Genomic DNA, 14,457 nt, shown 5'->3' on the forward strand with positions numbered 1-14,457 from the left:
AGGCATGTTCCTGAAGATTTCCCGTTTTGATTAAGTTACTTTTCGTGAATGGTAAAATTACGCTTGCCCTTACCATGTGAGCCCTTGTTATCCCGGTAGTTGGAGTGGTTGCTTCCGTTAGAGGAATGACCACCGCCATTTCCCTTCCGGTCGTAACGTCGACTACCATTACCGTGGCCCCGGTAGTTGCCGTTACCATTGCTGCGACGGTGGCTGTCATGACCGCCACGGTAACCCCCGCGCTTGTTGCCACCGCCACCACCATGACGAGGTAATGGCCGTTCCGGTGTAATCTTAACGGGCGCCTGGTTATCGTCACCAGTCATCTCGTTTAAGAGTGCGGCAACTAAATCCTCAGCATCGTATTCCTGAAGGAGTGCTTCCGCTGTTGGCGCATACTTTTCGGTATCCGTCCGTTGAACTAAGTCGCTGATTTCCTTCTTAGCGGCCGTTAATTGACCCGTCAAAGCTTCTTCAGCCGAAGGTGGCTTTAATGGTAACATCCGCACCTTAGTCAGCTTTTCAATTTCACGAAGGTAGCCCATTTCGTTTGGGGTTACAAACGTCAGGGAGACCCCATGCTTTCCGGCCCGGCCCGTCCGGCCAACCCGGTGAACGTAACTGTCTGGATCAGATGGAATATCAAAGTTATAAACGTGGGTAACGTTGTTAATATCGATTCCCCGGGCTGCCACATCCGTCGCAACCAGAATATCCAGGTCACCCTTCTTAAACTGGCTCATGATTTGACTCCGCCGTTTCTGAGTCAAATCACCGTGAATTCCAGCCGCGTTGTATCCCCGAATTTGTAATCCATGGGAAACTTCGTCTACCCGACGCTTTGTCCGGGTAAAGACGATCGCTAAGTCCGGCGTTTGAACGTCTAAGAACCGCGTCATCGTATCAAACTTTTCGTAATCCTTTGATCGAACGTAGTACTGGTCGATTAAGTCCGTCGTTAATTCCTTCGCCTTAATCTTGATGTGGTGAGGGTCGTTCATAAACTGTACCCCAACCCGCTTAATTTCAGGTGGCATCGTTGCGGAGAATAACAGCGTCTGCCGCACTTCTGGTAATTCCTTAATGATGGCTTCAATGTCATCTAAGAATCCCATGTTAAGCATTTCATCGGCTTCATCTAACACCAACGTCTTAACGTGGTCTAGCTTTAGCGTGTGCCGTCGAATGTGGTCTAATACCCGGCCTGGAGTTCCCACAACAATTTGCGGGTGCTTCTTCAGGGAACTAATTTGGCGCCGAATATCGGCTCCCCCATAGACGACTTGAACCCGAGCATGTTCATTTCGCCCAAGCTTGTACATTTCCTCTTGAGTCTGGATGGCTAATTCCCGGGTTGGGGAAATCACCAGAGCCTGAACTTCTGGGTTATTAAAATCAATATTTTGTAAGATTGGCAGCGAAAAGGCAGCGGTCTTACCCGTTCCTGTTTGCGCTTGACCAATGACATCTTTACCTTCGAGAACCAACGGAATCGTTTCCTGCTGAATCGGGGTTGGTTCCTCATAGCCGTTATCTGTAACGGCCTTCAAAAGGGCATCTGATAAGCCCAAATCACTAAACTTCAATTAATTTCCTCCTAAGGCGGTAGTTGTCCAACCAATAACACCACCTACTGCTCAGAAAAAATCCGTTTTCTTTGACACGCAGTAACTTTGGCTATTAGCGTATTTATTGTCTCAAATTTAAAAAATTGTAACTAGGCAACTATACACCGATTGCCCTAAATAAGCAACTCTCTTCTAGTTGTTCTTGCTTATAATTATAATTATTTTTTTGCTTCTAGTGCAGCTAAGACTTTTTCTAAGTGAATCCCATGGCTGCCCTTTAAAAGGAGCTGGTCATCAGCGGTAATTTGTTCAGCCACGTCTGTTGTCAGCTGGTCCAGTTGATCAGCCGCGTACCACCGCAAATTATCCGCTGAATAACGGGATGTTAGCGTGCCCTGCAGTGCCTTCATGTGATCCCCAACCAAGTAAACGGTTGAAATCGTCTGGGGATCCAGGTACTCGGCCAGCGCAGCGTGCATGTCATCCGCCTGGTCACCCAGCTCCAACATATCCCCTAAAACAACGATATGGCGTCCCTGAACGGGCGTTTGAGCAAATGCCGACAGAACTTCCTTCACTGCGGTTGGGTTGGAATTGTAGACGTCACTCAAAATCATTTCACCCTGATCACCCCGAATCCATTCCGTCCGGTTCTCGGTTAACGAGACGTTAGCCAGCCCGCGCTTGGCATTTTCGGGGCGAATTTGGTAGATATCGGCAACTAGCAGTGCAGCGAGCGCATTATTGACGTTATATTCCCCCATCATCGGAATTGTATAGGTTAAGTCAGACCGGTTGGTTTTAAAACTAATTTGGTGGTCGGTGGCTTCGACTTCGAGTGCGTACAAGTCGTCATCCGTTTGCCGGCCAAAGGTTGCTTGACGTTCCGAAACGCTTTCCGCCCGGTCACGCAAAAGGGGTTCATCACCATCGTACACAAAAATTCCGTCGTCGCTTAGGCCGTGCGTAATCTCCAGTTTGGCATCCGCAATTCGGTCCCGGGTCCCAAAAAATTCAATGTGGGCTTCCCCAATCATGGTAATAATGGCAATGTCGGGCGTAACCAGTTTGCTCAAGAAGTCTAACTGGCCCGGCCGATCCATCCCCATCTCCACCACTAGAATTTCCGTGTTGGGCTCCATGGTTAAAATCGTGATGGGAACCCCAATGTTGTTGTTAAAGTTGGCGTAGGTCTTAGTGACGTTAAACTGAGTGGCTAAAACGGCGGCAACCATATCCTTGGTGGTCGTCTTTCCGTTGGAACCCGTTACCGCCACCACCCGGGGATTGATTTTATTTAAGTAGTACCGGGCCAGATCTTGCAAAGCTGCGAGTGTGTCATCCACTACTAAAATGGGAAAATCAGTGGGTTGGTTAACGTGGTCGGCGGCCCATAACGAAGCAACTGCCCCCGCCTTTCTGGCGTTATTCAGGTAGTCGTGACCATCGTTTTCGCCAAGTAACGGGATAAATAATGCACCGGGCGTTAACTTTCGGCTGTCGAACTGCACACTCGTCACTTCAATTGACTCCCATTGACTAATGTCGTTCTTGGCCCCAACCGCATTCGCAATTTCTGAAAGTTGCATCTTCATGTATTAAAAACTCCTATTCAACAGCTCTGGTTATAGTAATCGATTAACATCTGTAAAAACGTCCTCAGCAATCACATCTAATTTCCAAGCTCGGGTGATCTGATTATAGTTAAGGTTCGCAATTAACTTAGCTCCCGAATAAACATCTTCTTGGGTGTGCCATGAGGTTTCCCGTTCTGGATTCGGCACCATTAATACGGGAATTTGATACTCATGGTTGCGCTCCAGCATCCGGTCAAAGGCAATAATAATGCCGTCCGAAAACACCCGGGTCAGCTGCAAAATAATGGGGTCCGGAACATCCGCAACCGCAAGCGGCCGGCCAAAGCGCCACCGTGAATTATGAATGGTTCGCAGGTGACGCTTAATGCTGACGTCTAGCACGTGATTAAAGTAGGAGAGGTGCCGGAAATAAACCTTTAAAAAGCCGTCATGCAGCGACAAATAGACGTATTCGTTCTGCAGCTTAGCGTAAAACGGGGTCCGAATATGCGAATCCATGTGCGCAATATACAAGAGTTCCGCGATTTCATCCGGCATCAAAAAGGTTAAGTCATCCGAACCCGAATAGTCAATCCACTTGGGCATCACGTTTTGTCTGCCAATTAAAAAGGCCCGGACTTGAGGTTGGCCTTCCACCGTCTCAAATCGGGTATGCGGATCCATCGCGTTACTCTCCCGGTGATCCCCACGTAAAAGAACCACCCGATCCGGGACGGTTGGAATACCGTTTAAAAAATCAGCCGGACTGATCCCAAACGAAAAAATCATATTTGAAATTGGTTCTAAATTAATGTAAATAAAATTATCACGCATGACCCCGCACACTCTTCCCTTAGATTCCATTCATTATTGTACTACGATTGCTACGTTCAGCCTACGTAAAAACACATTAATTTTAATTTACTTTTAGGTAACCGGATTGATACACTATGACTAATAAATTCAATAGGGAGGGACCGAAATGGAACACGTTTTATTTGTCTGCCTAGGTAATATTTGCCGGTCACCCATGGCAGAAGCCATGTTTAAACAAATGGTGGCGGATAGGCACTTAACCGATCAAATTCAAGTCGAGTCAAGGGCCACCAGTACCGAGGAGGAAGGTAATCCACCCCATCCGGGTGCGCAAAAAACCATGCGCAGCCACGGTTTAGACCCAAGCGGAATGGTTTCACAACCTATCACTGCCGCTGACTTTGACTGGGCGGACGTGATCATTACGATGGATCAATCCAACCTGCGCAACCTAAACCGATTGGCACCTACTCGAGCCGATCAAGAAAAGGTGCATTTAGCGTTAGAGACGGTGCCCGGGTTTGCCGGCCAAGAAATTCCTGATCCCTGGTACTCCCACCGGTTTGAAGATACCTACCAATCCCTCAACGCCGCGTTACCGGGATGGTTAGACCGGGTAACCCAAGCGGATCAGTAAGTTTGCTAAGCAGCAAAAAATAGAGAGAATTACTAGCTCCGGTTGAAGAGATAATCGGGCTTGGTAATTCTCTCTATTTACTTATTCATCGGCTTCGGTATATCGGTTATTGAACTTAGCCGCGAATTCCTTTTTCACCTGGCTGGGGGCGTTCTTGTACGCCATCTTTCGAACGTAGCTCCCCCGAATCATTAACCGGTTTGCTCCCGTCGCATCACAGGTAATCAGGGTGATCATCGGTTTTTTCGTTTGATCGACCACCTGCACATCCGTGGCCGGAATAAACTTGCGGACCGTCATTTTATATTCGTAAACGTTATGCTGGTCCGAAAGGTAAATGGTCTGACCCACCCGGGCCTTCCAGTAAAGTGGACTAAAAAGGATCGTTTTAGACGTCATATGGTGCCCAGCTAACGCATAATTGCCCGTCCCCATTTGTTGGTTGGACCGCATAGTTCCCGCAGCTAATGCCAATGTATCGTTAGAAACTCCCTGGCCAATGGGGAGGTGGACGTCATCATCCGGAATCAAGAGTTCCCCAACAATTGCCAGGTGGTTCGAGTTCCACCTGGCCTTAGCCACGGTGGAAAAGTCCAAGGACTTAACCGCCTTAAAATCATAGTCTGCGGGCTGCTGATGTCCTTGCTTCACACTGGCCTGAGTTACCTTAGGCTGGTAAGACGTAATCATCCAGTCCTTAATCTGTTCGTTAAAGATTAATCCTAGCGATATGAGGATGACTAGGCCCAACCCAATCTGTGTCAGAAGTCGTCGAACCCGATGCGTTTTTTTCTGCGCCATAGCTGTGCTCCCTTTGTCGTTACCCACTGAAAGTGGTATGCTTAATTTTATATTTACATCGATTTGTTTGAAATCGGCATTTAATCCTGTGCTTATTTTAAACCATAAAATCTGAATAAGAAAGAAGATTGATTAATCTTGGATGATGTGTCCGGAAAACCGCACACCCCCAAAACGCCGCTGTGGAAGCGAAATCTCATCATTCTTTGGTTTGGCACCTTTATGGCCAGCGTCGGTTTTAGCGAGGTCATGCCCTTTCTGTCGTTATACGTTGCCACCCTGGGCCATTTTTCCCGCGGGGAGCTAAGTATTTACAGTGGGGTGACTTTTGCTGCCACCTACCTCGTTGCTGGAATTGTATCCCCAATGTGGGGCAGTCTGGCTGACCGCCTAGGCCGAAAACCAATGCTTCTCCGGGCCTCCCTGGGAATGGCGCTCGTCATGGGCTGCATGGGACTCGTCAGTAACGTTTGGGAATTAATTGTGCTGCGGCTCATTCAAGGCATTTTTTCGGGGTACATTGGGAATGCCAATACCCTAATTGCAACGCAGGCCCCTAAGGAAAACAGTGGACGGGCCTTAGGAACGTTAGCAACTGGTAGTGTGAGCGGATCATTATTAGGTCCTCTGCTTGGCGGGGTGCTCGCCCAATTCTTCGGTTACCGGCCGACCTTTTTTATTACGGGCGTGCTGCTTCTCTCCGCCTTTGTTTTGACCCTGATTTTCGTTAAGGAAGATTTCGAACCCGTGACCAAGGAGGAGACTAACAGTCCAAAGGAAGTGGTTGCCTCCTTAAAGCACCCCCGGCTGGTGTTCGCCCTTTTCTTTACCACCTTAATTATTCAGGCCTCTAACACCTCAATTTCCCCCATTATCTCACTATACGTTAAACAGATTATGCACGGTTCCAATGCCGTCAGCTTATTTGCCGGGATTGTTTCTTCGGTGCCGGGGATTGCCACTATTTTAGCTGCACCACGCCTTGGTGAACTAGGAGATCGTGTCGGCACCGAACTTGTGCTGACGTTCGGATTCGTCTTTGCGATCCTCATTTACATCCCCATGGCGTTTGTCACAAACGTTTGGCAGCTAATTGGGCTTCGGTTTCTTATCGGGGTATCGAACGCCTCGATGCTGCCATCGGTTCAGACCCTGCTGTCTAAAAATAGTCCAACCGAGGTCACCGGCCGGGTATTTTCCTGGAACCAATCCTTCCAGTACCTGGGGATGGTTGTGGGTCCCGTCATCGGTTCGCTTGTGTCGGGAGCCTTCAACTACCAAATGGTCTTTATTTCAACGTCCGTCTTGGTTGCCATTAACTTCCTGTGGGTTTGGAATAATACCCGCTCCCTCAGAAAAAAGCACCTTGATCAGCTCCACAGATAATAAAGTAATAAAGAGCCGTCATCAACATGCTGTTGATGACGGCTCTTTACGTTAGATCTTAACTTACTTAAGACCGTACTTCTTGTTGAACTTGTCAACGGCTCCGTCGGCCTTCATGAACTTCTGCTTACCAGTGTAGAATGGGTGAGAGTCAGAAGTAACTTCGACACGAATTAATGGATAAGTCTTACCGTCGATTTCGACAGTTTCGTCAGAAGTTGCAGTTGATCCAGAGATAAATTGCTTACCTGTACTGGAATCTTGGAAGACAACTTCATGGTAATCTGGGTGAATTCCCTGTTGCATGATGTATACGCTCCTTTTGCCCTGAACCTTTCCGATTCAGAGATTGATTTTTCGTCAACTCGCAAATTATAACATTAAACGAGCTAGCCGACAAGACTAGTCTTGTTCTTCAACAATTGAGGGTTCCTCTTCGGTAATCTCAATATCAGCGTTTAAAGCCGTGAGTTTATCAACAATCCGGTCATAACCCCGTAAAATGTTTTCGGCGTGGTGGATTCGGGTTTCACCCTTTGCCATCAGTCCGGTAATCATTAATGCGGCACCGGCCCGAATTTCACCCGCGTCAACGTCCATTCCGTGCAATTCATCACTCGGGTCAACGATGATCATTCCGTCTTCGGACCGAATATTGCCCCCCATCTTTTGCAGTTGGGGAACATGCTTGAGCCGTTTGGGATAAATCGTATCGATAATGGTACTCGTATCAACCGCTTTAAACATTAGTGGCGTAATTGGCTGCTGTAAATCCGTTGCAAAACCGGGGAATGGCATTGTCTTCACCTGAATCCCCCTGAGGTTTTCTGAGTGAGGGACATAGATACTGTCCTCATTCACGACCAGATCAACCCCCATTTCCAATAACTTAGCGGTAAAGGATTCCAAGTGCTCAGGAATGATATTATGAATCATAATCCCGTCTCCCGCTGCAGCAGCTAACGCTAGGTAGGTTCCCGCTTCAATGCGATCGGGAATGATCGTGTGGGTGTTGGTAGCGTTGAGTGACGCCACTCCTTCAATACGGATGACATCCGTTCCGGCACCCCGGATGTGGGCGCCCATATTGTTCAGGAAAGTGGCCATATCGATAATTTCAGGTTCCTTAGCGGCATTTTCAATTACCGTCGTCCCAACCGCTTTAACGGCTGCGAGGATGGTGTTAATGGTTGCACCAACGGAAACCACATCTAAAAAGATCGTGGTTCCCCGGAGACCATTCGGTGCCACCATGGTGACGGTACCACTGTTTTCTTCAACCTCGGCACCGAGCGCCCGAAACGCCTTGATGTGTTGATCAATGGGGCGCGGACCAATGTTATCGCCGCCGGGGAAACTCACCGTGGCCCGGTTAAACCGGCCGAGCAAGGCCCCCATAAAGTAATATGAGGCTCGTAAACTTTTAATGGCTCGACTTGGTAGGGGCCCCTCTTGAATTTGAGTGGGGTCAATCATTAATACCCCGTCCCCAAATGTTGAGTGGACGTTCATCGAATTCAAAATGGTCATTAAGTTATGCACATCCAGAATGTCCGGGACCATGTCAAAGCGCACGGGGGTATCCGCCAGAATTGCGGCGGGGATTAAGGCTACAGTACTATTTTTAGCTCCGCCAATGGTGACCTCACCTGTAAGGCGCCGACCACCGCGGATATTCATTTTCTTCATTGTGACGAGTTCCTCACTTATTTAATCATGCGGTACCATGTATTTCGTACAGTCAAGCTTAATAATAATTAAATGACAGCAAAAACACAACACTTTCACGTCATTTCCTTCTAATTGTAACATTTACCACTGGGCTTAAGGAAACTTTAAAAATAACTTCCGTACTGTTATCTCATAATCGAACGGTAACGTCCACGAAAAACACCTTAATAGTAAACTTCTATGTAAAGAAAGGGGGCTGTACTATAAGTCCGCTTCGCTCAGAAAACACAAATCTGCTGCCTGACACGAAGCCCAACATCCAAAGTACGGATGACTTCGCACCAGTAGTGACGTGACATTAGTCAAGCCAAATCAAAATAAGGATCCTCCCAAAACACGAACAAAGAACGTTCGTATTACGGGAGGATCCTTATTTTGCCAGGCTTAAACGACTAATGTCACAGCCTCTCATGTTACCCGTTACTGGATAATCAAATTCATTTTACGCATTCTTTTCGTCATGAACGTCGTTAGCCGCTGCTACAAAGGCCCGGAAAAGTCCTTCGGGCCGGTTTGGCCGTGACAGGAATTCTGGGTGGTATTGGGAAGCCACGAAGAATTTCTTGTTTGGAATTTCAATGACTTCAACTAACCGATCGTCAGGTGAAGTACCGGCAAAAACCAGGCCCTTATCCTTCATTTCCTGACGGTATTGGTTGTTAAATTCATAACGGTGCCGGTGACGTTCTTGGATTAACTCTTGGTTATCGTAAGCCGCTGCCGTAACGGATCCTGGAACCAACTTAGCCGGATAGAGACCCAGTCGTTGAGTGCCACCCATATCATTAACGCCCTCTTGATCCGCCATCAAATCAATAATCTTATGGTCTGTCGTTGGATCCATTTCGCTTGAGTTGGCGTCGGCGTAGCCTAAGACATCACGGGCAAATTCAACGGCTGCCATTTGCATCCCTAAGCAGATTCCGAGGAACGGAACGTCGTTTTCTCTGGCGTACTTAATGGCTTGAATCATGCCTTCGATACCACGATCCCCAAATCCACCGGGAACGATGATACCGTCTTGATCCTTTAACATATCCGAAACGTTTTCCGGAGTAATCTTTTCTGAATCCACCATCGTTAGGTTGATATCAGCATCCACCGGATAACCCGCGTGTTTCAGCGCTTCAGCAACGGAAATGTAGGCATCGTGAAGTGCCACGTATTTCCCAACGAGAGCGATGTTAATGGTCTTCTTCAAGTTCTTAACGTGTTCAACCATTTCGGACCACTTTGTCATGTCTGCCTTAGGTGCTTCAACGTGTAAGTCGTCTAGCACGATTTGGTCCATGTTTTGGGCCTGCAGCATTAACGGAACATCATAGATAGAATCAACATCTCTGGATTCAATTACTGCTTCTGGTTTAACGTCACAGAAGCCGGCAATCTTCTTGCGGGCGCTATCGGTCAACGGTACCTCGGTTCTAACAACCAAGAGGTTTGGTTGAATTCCCAAGCCCCGAAGTTCCCGAACACTGTGTTGCGTTGGCTTCGTCTTTTGCTCGCCGGCCGCCCGGAGGTAAGGAATCAACGTAGTATGAATGTAGACGACGTTGTCTTCACCAACATCCGCCTTCATTTGCCGAATGGCTTCAAGGAATGGTTGTGATTCAATATCACCCACCGTTCCCCCAATTTCCGTAATCACAATATCGGCGCCGAGCGTCTTCCCTGCCCGTTCAATCTTCTCTTTAATCATGCCAGTAATGTGTGGAATCACTTGAACGGTTGCGCCAAGATAGTCTCCGCGCCGTTCCTTTTCTAACACTTCAGAATAAATCTTCCCCGTTGTCACGTTGGAGTACTTATTTAAGTTGTTATCAATAAAACGTTCGTAATGGCCTAAATCCAAATCGGTTTCAGTCCCATCATCCGTCACGAATACTTCACCATGTTGATAGGGACTCATCGTTCCGGGATCAACGTTAATGTAGGGATCAAATTTTTGAATGGTAACGTTTAGGCCCCGGTTTTTTAATAGCCGACCCAACGAGGCTGCTACGATTCCTTTACCTAATGATGACACAACGCCGCCAGTCACAAAAATATATTTGGTCATGTGATAACTCCTTAAATTTTTTATATTTGGGGATGAACCATGAAAAAAGCTCCCTATTCATTGGAATAGGGAGCTTGGTTATCATCAGTGTGATTGTCTTTACGTACCCGTAAAGAGCCCAAAAAAGATAATACCCGAAATTTATTGATGCGTCAAGTTAAAAATTAATTTTCTTCATCGTCGAGATGATCATCATCAGGATCAAGTTCAGAAAGCTGCCCTTCGATTCCATCTGGTAAATCGTCGTCTTCTTCGTCATCCGCACTCTGTTGGGCGTCGATGTCTTCAAGATCATGTTGGTACTTGCCTAGGTCTGCTTCGTGATCTTCCGCAACCCCTTGATCATCAACGTAGGTTTCGTCCGCTGTGTCATCTTCGGTGTTGTCGTTATCTTCTTCATCGACTAACTCCTGATCTTCTGGATCATCGTCATCGTAGTCAATAACATCATCATCGTCACTTGCATCATCCAAGAAGGCGTTCACTTTCTTACGCTTCTTGCGTTTAGGCATATCCTCTTCTTCGTCCATGTGGACAGTTGCTTCATCAATGGATTCGTACGGATACCAAGTCCGTAAGCCCCAAAGGTTATCACCCAGAGAAATGAAACTTCCATCGATATTTAAGTCCGTGTAGAATTGCGAGAGCCGATCCCGGATTTCTCCGTCGCTTGTTCCCATGTACTGTTGCACTTGGTTAACAAGGTCAGCAAATGGCATGACATCTCCCTTGTTAGACAAAATGGCATGAGCAACTTCGATCATTGATAATTCATTTTTGTTCTGGCCTTCAAAGACTTTTAATTCCAAACTGGTGCACGTCCTTTCCACAGTCTAAGCAATAGATATCATACTCGCTTAAGCCGTAAATTGCAATCGAATCTTGTAATCTCCCACTAATTCACCGTTAGCGTATAGATTGTAATCAATTTTGACGTTACCACCAAATGGCCGGTCCCGAAAACTTACGTCTAATAACGGGGTGACCGTTTCGACAGGAATTGAACCAAACGGGGTTTGATACTGGGCCCGAATTCGTTTGCCCGCTTTAAACAGTAAGCGCAGCCGGTTCTCCGCCGAACGTGTTAACTGCACATCACCATTAGCCGATAACTTCATCGTTACCGGTACCGGTTGGTAATCAGATTCTGGATCCTGTTCAACGTACCGAATGTAAATCGTTTGGCCCATCTGAACTAGCCGCCCCTGCACATCTAATTTATAGCTGGTGATGTCGTCATCCTGTTTAATCTCCGTTTGCAAGTGAATGGCAATTGGTGTTCCCGCTTTTTGTTCGTCCACGTTGACACTTCCTCTCAAGGTATTCATTACCCCCATTATAATCTATTCTGGGGTCTAGAGCTAAGAATTGACCAACCCTGATCTCGAATTTAGCTTTTGCTTGAATTCCTGTATAATGGAACTATTATACAGGACGACGTTTCCATTCTGACGTGACCTCGTCGACTTAGGAGGGTAATACTTGTCATACGCTAACGAACGACTTCCACGGGAAAAGGTTTTCCGTGACCCAGTCCATAACTATATTTACGTTGAGAATCAGGTTATTTTAGACCTCATTAACACCCGGGAATTCCAACGTCTGCGTCGCATCAAACAGCTCGGCACCACTTCCTTCACCTTTCATGGGGCTGAACATACGCGGTTCGGCCACTCATTAGGGGTTTACGAAGTGGCCCGGGAGATTTGCGATCATTTCCAGCGCAACTACCCGACAAAGGCCGCGGGAGACGGGCTCTGGGATGATTCGGAACGGTTGGTGGCTCTTTGTGCGGCCCTGCTTCATGACATTGGCCACGGCCCTTACTCCCACACGTTTGAACATATTTTCCAAACCAATCACGAGGCCATTACGGTGGAAATTCTGACGTCCGAGGAAACCGAAGTGAACCGCGTTCTGCGTTCCGTCAGTCCAGAATTTCCGGAAAAAGTGGCCAGCGTCATCCAAAAAACCTACGCTAATAAGCAGGTGGTGCAGATGATCTCCAGTCAGTTGGATGCTGATCGAATGGACTACCTCCTCCGGGATGCCTACTATACTGGCGTTAAATACGGAACCTTTGATTTACAGCGGGTACTGCGGTCCATGAAGCCCTACCAAGACGGGATTGCCTTTGATATTAGCGGTAAACATGCGGTTGAAGACTTCATTGTCAGTCGGTTTCAAATGTACCAACAGGTTTACTTCCACCCCGTTTCTCGTTCAATGGAGGTCATTTTAGATCACTTGCTGCAGCGGGCTAAGGAAATTTATGAAGCCGGCAACGGTGACGAAGATTTCGTGCCCACCCTCCTAATTCCCTTTTTTGAGCATCGGTTCAGCCTAGAGGACTACCTCAACTTAGATGACGGGGTCTTTGGGACCTACTTTATTAACTGGCGAACGGCGAACGACCAAATATTAGCCGACCTCTCCCACCGTTTCCTCGACCGCAAGCCCCTAAAGAGTGTTGAATTTGACTCTGAAACGGCCACCTTGATTCCCCACTTACGGGCACTCATCAGCGACGCCGGTTATGACAGCCATGCGTACACCGCCATTAATAATAGCTATGACCTGCCCTATGATGACGCCTACGACCCCAAGATGAAGAAGCCCCTGACTCAGATTGAACTCATGCGTTCCGATGGCAGCCTCGTTGAACTCTCCCAGGAATCAGCGATCGTGAACGCCATTAGCGGGAAACTCTCGGGTGACCAGCGGTTCTTCTTCCCGAAGGAAATGCTCATTCCGGAAGATGGCGGCATTAACCTCTTCCAAGATATATTTAACGACTTCGGCCGTTACATTCACAATAACCAACTCACCATTCCAAAGGAGTAAAATCATGAGTATTAAATTAATTGCAATTGATATCGATGGGACCTTATTGAATCCGGATCACGAACTCACTAGCGCCACCAAGGCTGCCATCCAATCGGCTATGAGTCGAGGAATTAAAGTGGTGCTCTGTACAGGGCGCCCCCTATCCGGTGCCAACCCCTACCTAGATGAATTAGGAATCAGCGGTGATGATAATTACGTCATCACGTTTAACGGTGCCATGGCCCAAACGGTTTCGGGCAACGTTCTCGTTAACCACCAGCTTACCTTAGATGATTATATTGACCTTGAGGCACTATCCCGCAAACTGAACAGCCACTTTCACACGGAAACGGCCGACTATATCTATACGGCCAACCGGGACATCAGCGGATATTCGATTGCTGAAAGCTACCTAGTTCGCATGTTAATTAAGTACCGGACGGTAAACGAAATGTCCGATCAGCTGAAAATTTCCAAGTGTATGTTCGTTGATGACCCCACCGTTATTAGCCGAGTAAACACTCAAATTCCCGAAAGCTACCGGGAAAAGTACTACGTTGTTCAAAGTGAACCGTACTTTATTGAGGTCATGAACAAAAAGGCCAGCAAGGGCAACACACTAAGCGAGCTCGTAGACAAACTCGGTTTGACCGCCGATGACGTTATGGCTATTGGGGACCAGGGCAACGACTTAACCATGATCCAGTATGCTGGAACCGGGGTTGCCATGGGCAATGGCATCGCCGAAGACAAGCAGGCCGCTCAATTTGTGACCAAGACTAACGCCGAAGATGGCGTCGCCTACGCCATTAATCAGGTCTTGGCTAAGAATTAATCAATTAGATCTTTGGGCCATAAAAAAGGAAGTTAGGACATTAGGCCCGCTTCGCTTAAAAATGTGACTCTTGCAACATGATCCGAAAGCATCCTTGACAGGATGCTTTCGGATCAGTAGTTACGGAACAGGGTGTGGAGATTCTCGCTTACTTTTGAGGATTAACGGAGCTCATAAAAAATACTGGGTTTTAGTATTATTTGTGAGCTTGGTTAACCGCA

Annotated in this window: 13 protein-coding genes; 4 read left to right on the forward strand and 9 right to left on the reverse strand. The window is 47.4% G+C overall.

The features are described 5' to 3' along the window. Positions 1-35: 35 nt before the first annotated feature. The 3 genes from cshA to DCM90_RS09380 all read right to left on the reverse strand — a co-directional run bounded on the left by cshA (position 36) and on the right by DCM90_RS09380 (position 3,979). A complete protein-coding gene (gene cshA / locus DCM90_RS09370; RefSeq protein ID WP_109251115.1) occupies positions 36-1,586 on the reverse strand; it encodes a degradosome RNA helicase CshA in 1,551 nt (516 codons plus the stop codon). A 200-nt stretch (positions 1,587-1,786) separates the two neighbouring features. Further along, a complete protein-coding gene (locus DCM90_RS09375; RefSeq protein WP_109251116.1) occupies positions 1,787-3,163 on the reverse strand; it encodes a UDP-N-acetylmuramoyl-tripeptide--D-alanyl-D-alanine ligase in 1,377 nt (458 codons plus the stop codon). A 30-nt stretch (positions 3,164-3,193) separates the two neighbouring features. Beyond that, a complete protein-coding gene (locus tag DCM90_RS09380) occupies positions 3,194-3,979 on the reverse strand; it encodes a hypothetical protein (protein WP_109251117.1) in 786 nt (261 codons plus the stop codon). Between the two features lie 148 nt (positions 3,980-4,127). On the opposite strand from DCM90_RS09380, the gene DCM90_RS09385 reads away from it, so the two are divergent. Then, entirely contained in the window at positions 4,128-4,598 is a 471-nt protein-coding gene (locus DCM90_RS09385; protein WP_109251118.1) for a low molecular weight protein-tyrosine-phosphatase, read from the forward strand. 81 nt (positions 4,599-4,679) lie between these two features. Here the strand turns inward: DCM90_RS09385 and DCM90_RS09390 are convergent, their stop codons facing one another. Beyond that, positions 4,680-5,399: a class A sortase gene (locus tag DCM90_RS09390; protein ID WP_109251119.1), complete on the reverse strand. Its 720-nt coding sequence runs from the start codon at positions 5,397-5,399 to the stop codon at positions 4,680-4,682. 135 nt (positions 5,400-5,534) lie between these two features. On the opposite strand from DCM90_RS09390, the gene DCM90_RS09395 reads away from it, so the two are divergent. Further along, positions 5,535-6,785 (forward strand): multidrug efflux MFS transporter, encoded by a 1,251-nt coding sequence (locus DCM90_RS09395; protein ID WP_370738413.1) that lies wholly within the window; start codon positions 5,535-5,537, stop codon positions 6,783-6,785. Positions 6,786-6,848: 63 nt separating this feature from the next. Here DCM90_RS09395 and DCM90_RS09400 read toward each other — a convergent pair whose 3' ends face one another. The 5 genes from DCM90_RS09400 to DCM90_RS09420 all read right to left on the reverse strand — a co-directional run bounded on the left by DCM90_RS09400 (position 6,849) and on the right by DCM90_RS09420 (position 11,876). Then, positions 6,849-7,091: a type B 50S ribosomal protein L31 gene (locus tag DCM90_RS09400; RefSeq protein WP_109251120.1), complete on the reverse strand. Its 243-nt coding sequence runs from the start codon at positions 7,089-7,091 to the stop codon at positions 6,849-6,851. 96 nt (positions 7,092-7,187) lie between these two features. Beyond that, a complete protein-coding gene (murA, locus tag DCM90_RS09405) occupies positions 7,188-8,474 on the reverse strand; it encodes a UDP-N-acetylglucosamine 1-carboxyvinyltransferase (RefSeq protein WP_109251121.1) in 1,287 nt (428 codons plus the stop codon). Between the two features lie 484 nt (positions 8,475-8,958). Continuing rightward, positions 8,959-10,575 (reverse strand): CTP synthase, encoded by a 1,617-nt coding sequence (gene pyrG, locus DCM90_RS09410; protein WP_109251122.1) that lies wholly within the window; start codon positions 10,573-10,575, stop codon positions 8,959-8,961. Between the two features lie 164 nt (positions 10,576-10,739). Continuing rightward, positions 10,740-11,384 (reverse strand): DNA-directed RNA polymerase subunit delta, encoded by a 645-nt coding sequence (gene rpoE / locus DCM90_RS09415; protein WP_109251123.1) that lies wholly within the window; start codon positions 11,382-11,384, stop codon positions 10,740-10,742. A 48-nt stretch (positions 11,385-11,432) separates the two neighbouring features. Continuing rightward, positions 11,433-11,876, reverse strand: coding sequence for a YwiB family protein (locus DCM90_RS09420; protein ID WP_109251124.1), 444 nt, complete (start codon positions 11,874-11,876; stop codon positions 11,433-11,435). Between the two features lie 181 nt (positions 11,877-12,057). On the opposite strand from DCM90_RS09420, the gene DCM90_RS09425 reads away from it, so the two are divergent. Both DCM90_RS09425 and yidA read left to right on the forward strand, forming a co-directional pair. After that, on the forward strand, positions 12,058-13,419 hold the full coding sequence (locus DCM90_RS09425; protein WP_109251125.1) for an HD domain-containing protein: 1,362 nt from the start codon (positions 12,058-12,060) through the stop codon (positions 13,417-13,419). A 4-nt stretch (positions 13,420-13,423) separates the two neighbouring features. Continuing rightward, entirely contained in the window at positions 13,424-14,236 is an 813-nt protein-coding gene (gene yidA, locus DCM90_RS09430; protein WP_109251126.1) for a sugar-phosphatase, read from the forward strand. The last annotated feature ends 221 nt before the right edge of the window (positions 14,237-14,457 follow it).

Origin of the sequence: Levilactobacillus bambusae (genome assembly GCF_003124125.1) — a bacterium.
Lineage (GTDB): Bacteria > Bacillota > Bacilli > Lactobacillales > Lactobacillaceae > Levilactobacillus > Levilactobacillus bambusae.

Coding starts and splice junctions, on each gene's coding strand:
- murA (WP_109251121.1), bottom strand. CDS start 8,474: ATGAAGAAAATGAATATCCGCGGTGGTCGGCGCCTTACAGGTGAGGTC.
- pyrG (WP_109251122.1), bottom strand. CDS start 10,575: ATGACCAAATATATTTTTGTGACTGGCGGCGTTGTGTCATCATTAGGT.
- DCM90_RS09380 (WP_109251117.1), bottom strand. CDS start 3,979: ATGCGTGATAATTTTATTTACATTAATTTAGAACCAATTTCAAATATG.
- DCM90_RS09385 (WP_109251118.1), top strand. CDS start 4,128: ATGGAACACGTTTTATTTGTCTGCCTAGGTAATATTTGCCGGTCACCC.
- yidA (WP_109251126.1), top strand. CDS start 13,424: ATGAGTATTAAATTAATTGCAATTGATATCGATGGGACCTTATTGAAT.
- DCM90_RS09390 (WP_109251119.1), bottom strand. CDS start 5,399: ATGGCGCAGAAAAAAACGCATCGGGTTCGACGACTTCTGACACAGATT.
- DCM90_RS09400 (WP_109251120.1), bottom strand. CDS start 7,091: ATGCAACAGGGAATTCACCCAGATTACCATGAAGTTGTCTTCCAAGAT.
- DCM90_RS09375 (WP_109251116.1), bottom strand. CDS start 3,163: ATGAAGATGCAACTTTCAGAAATTGCGAATGCGGTTGGGGCCAAGAAC.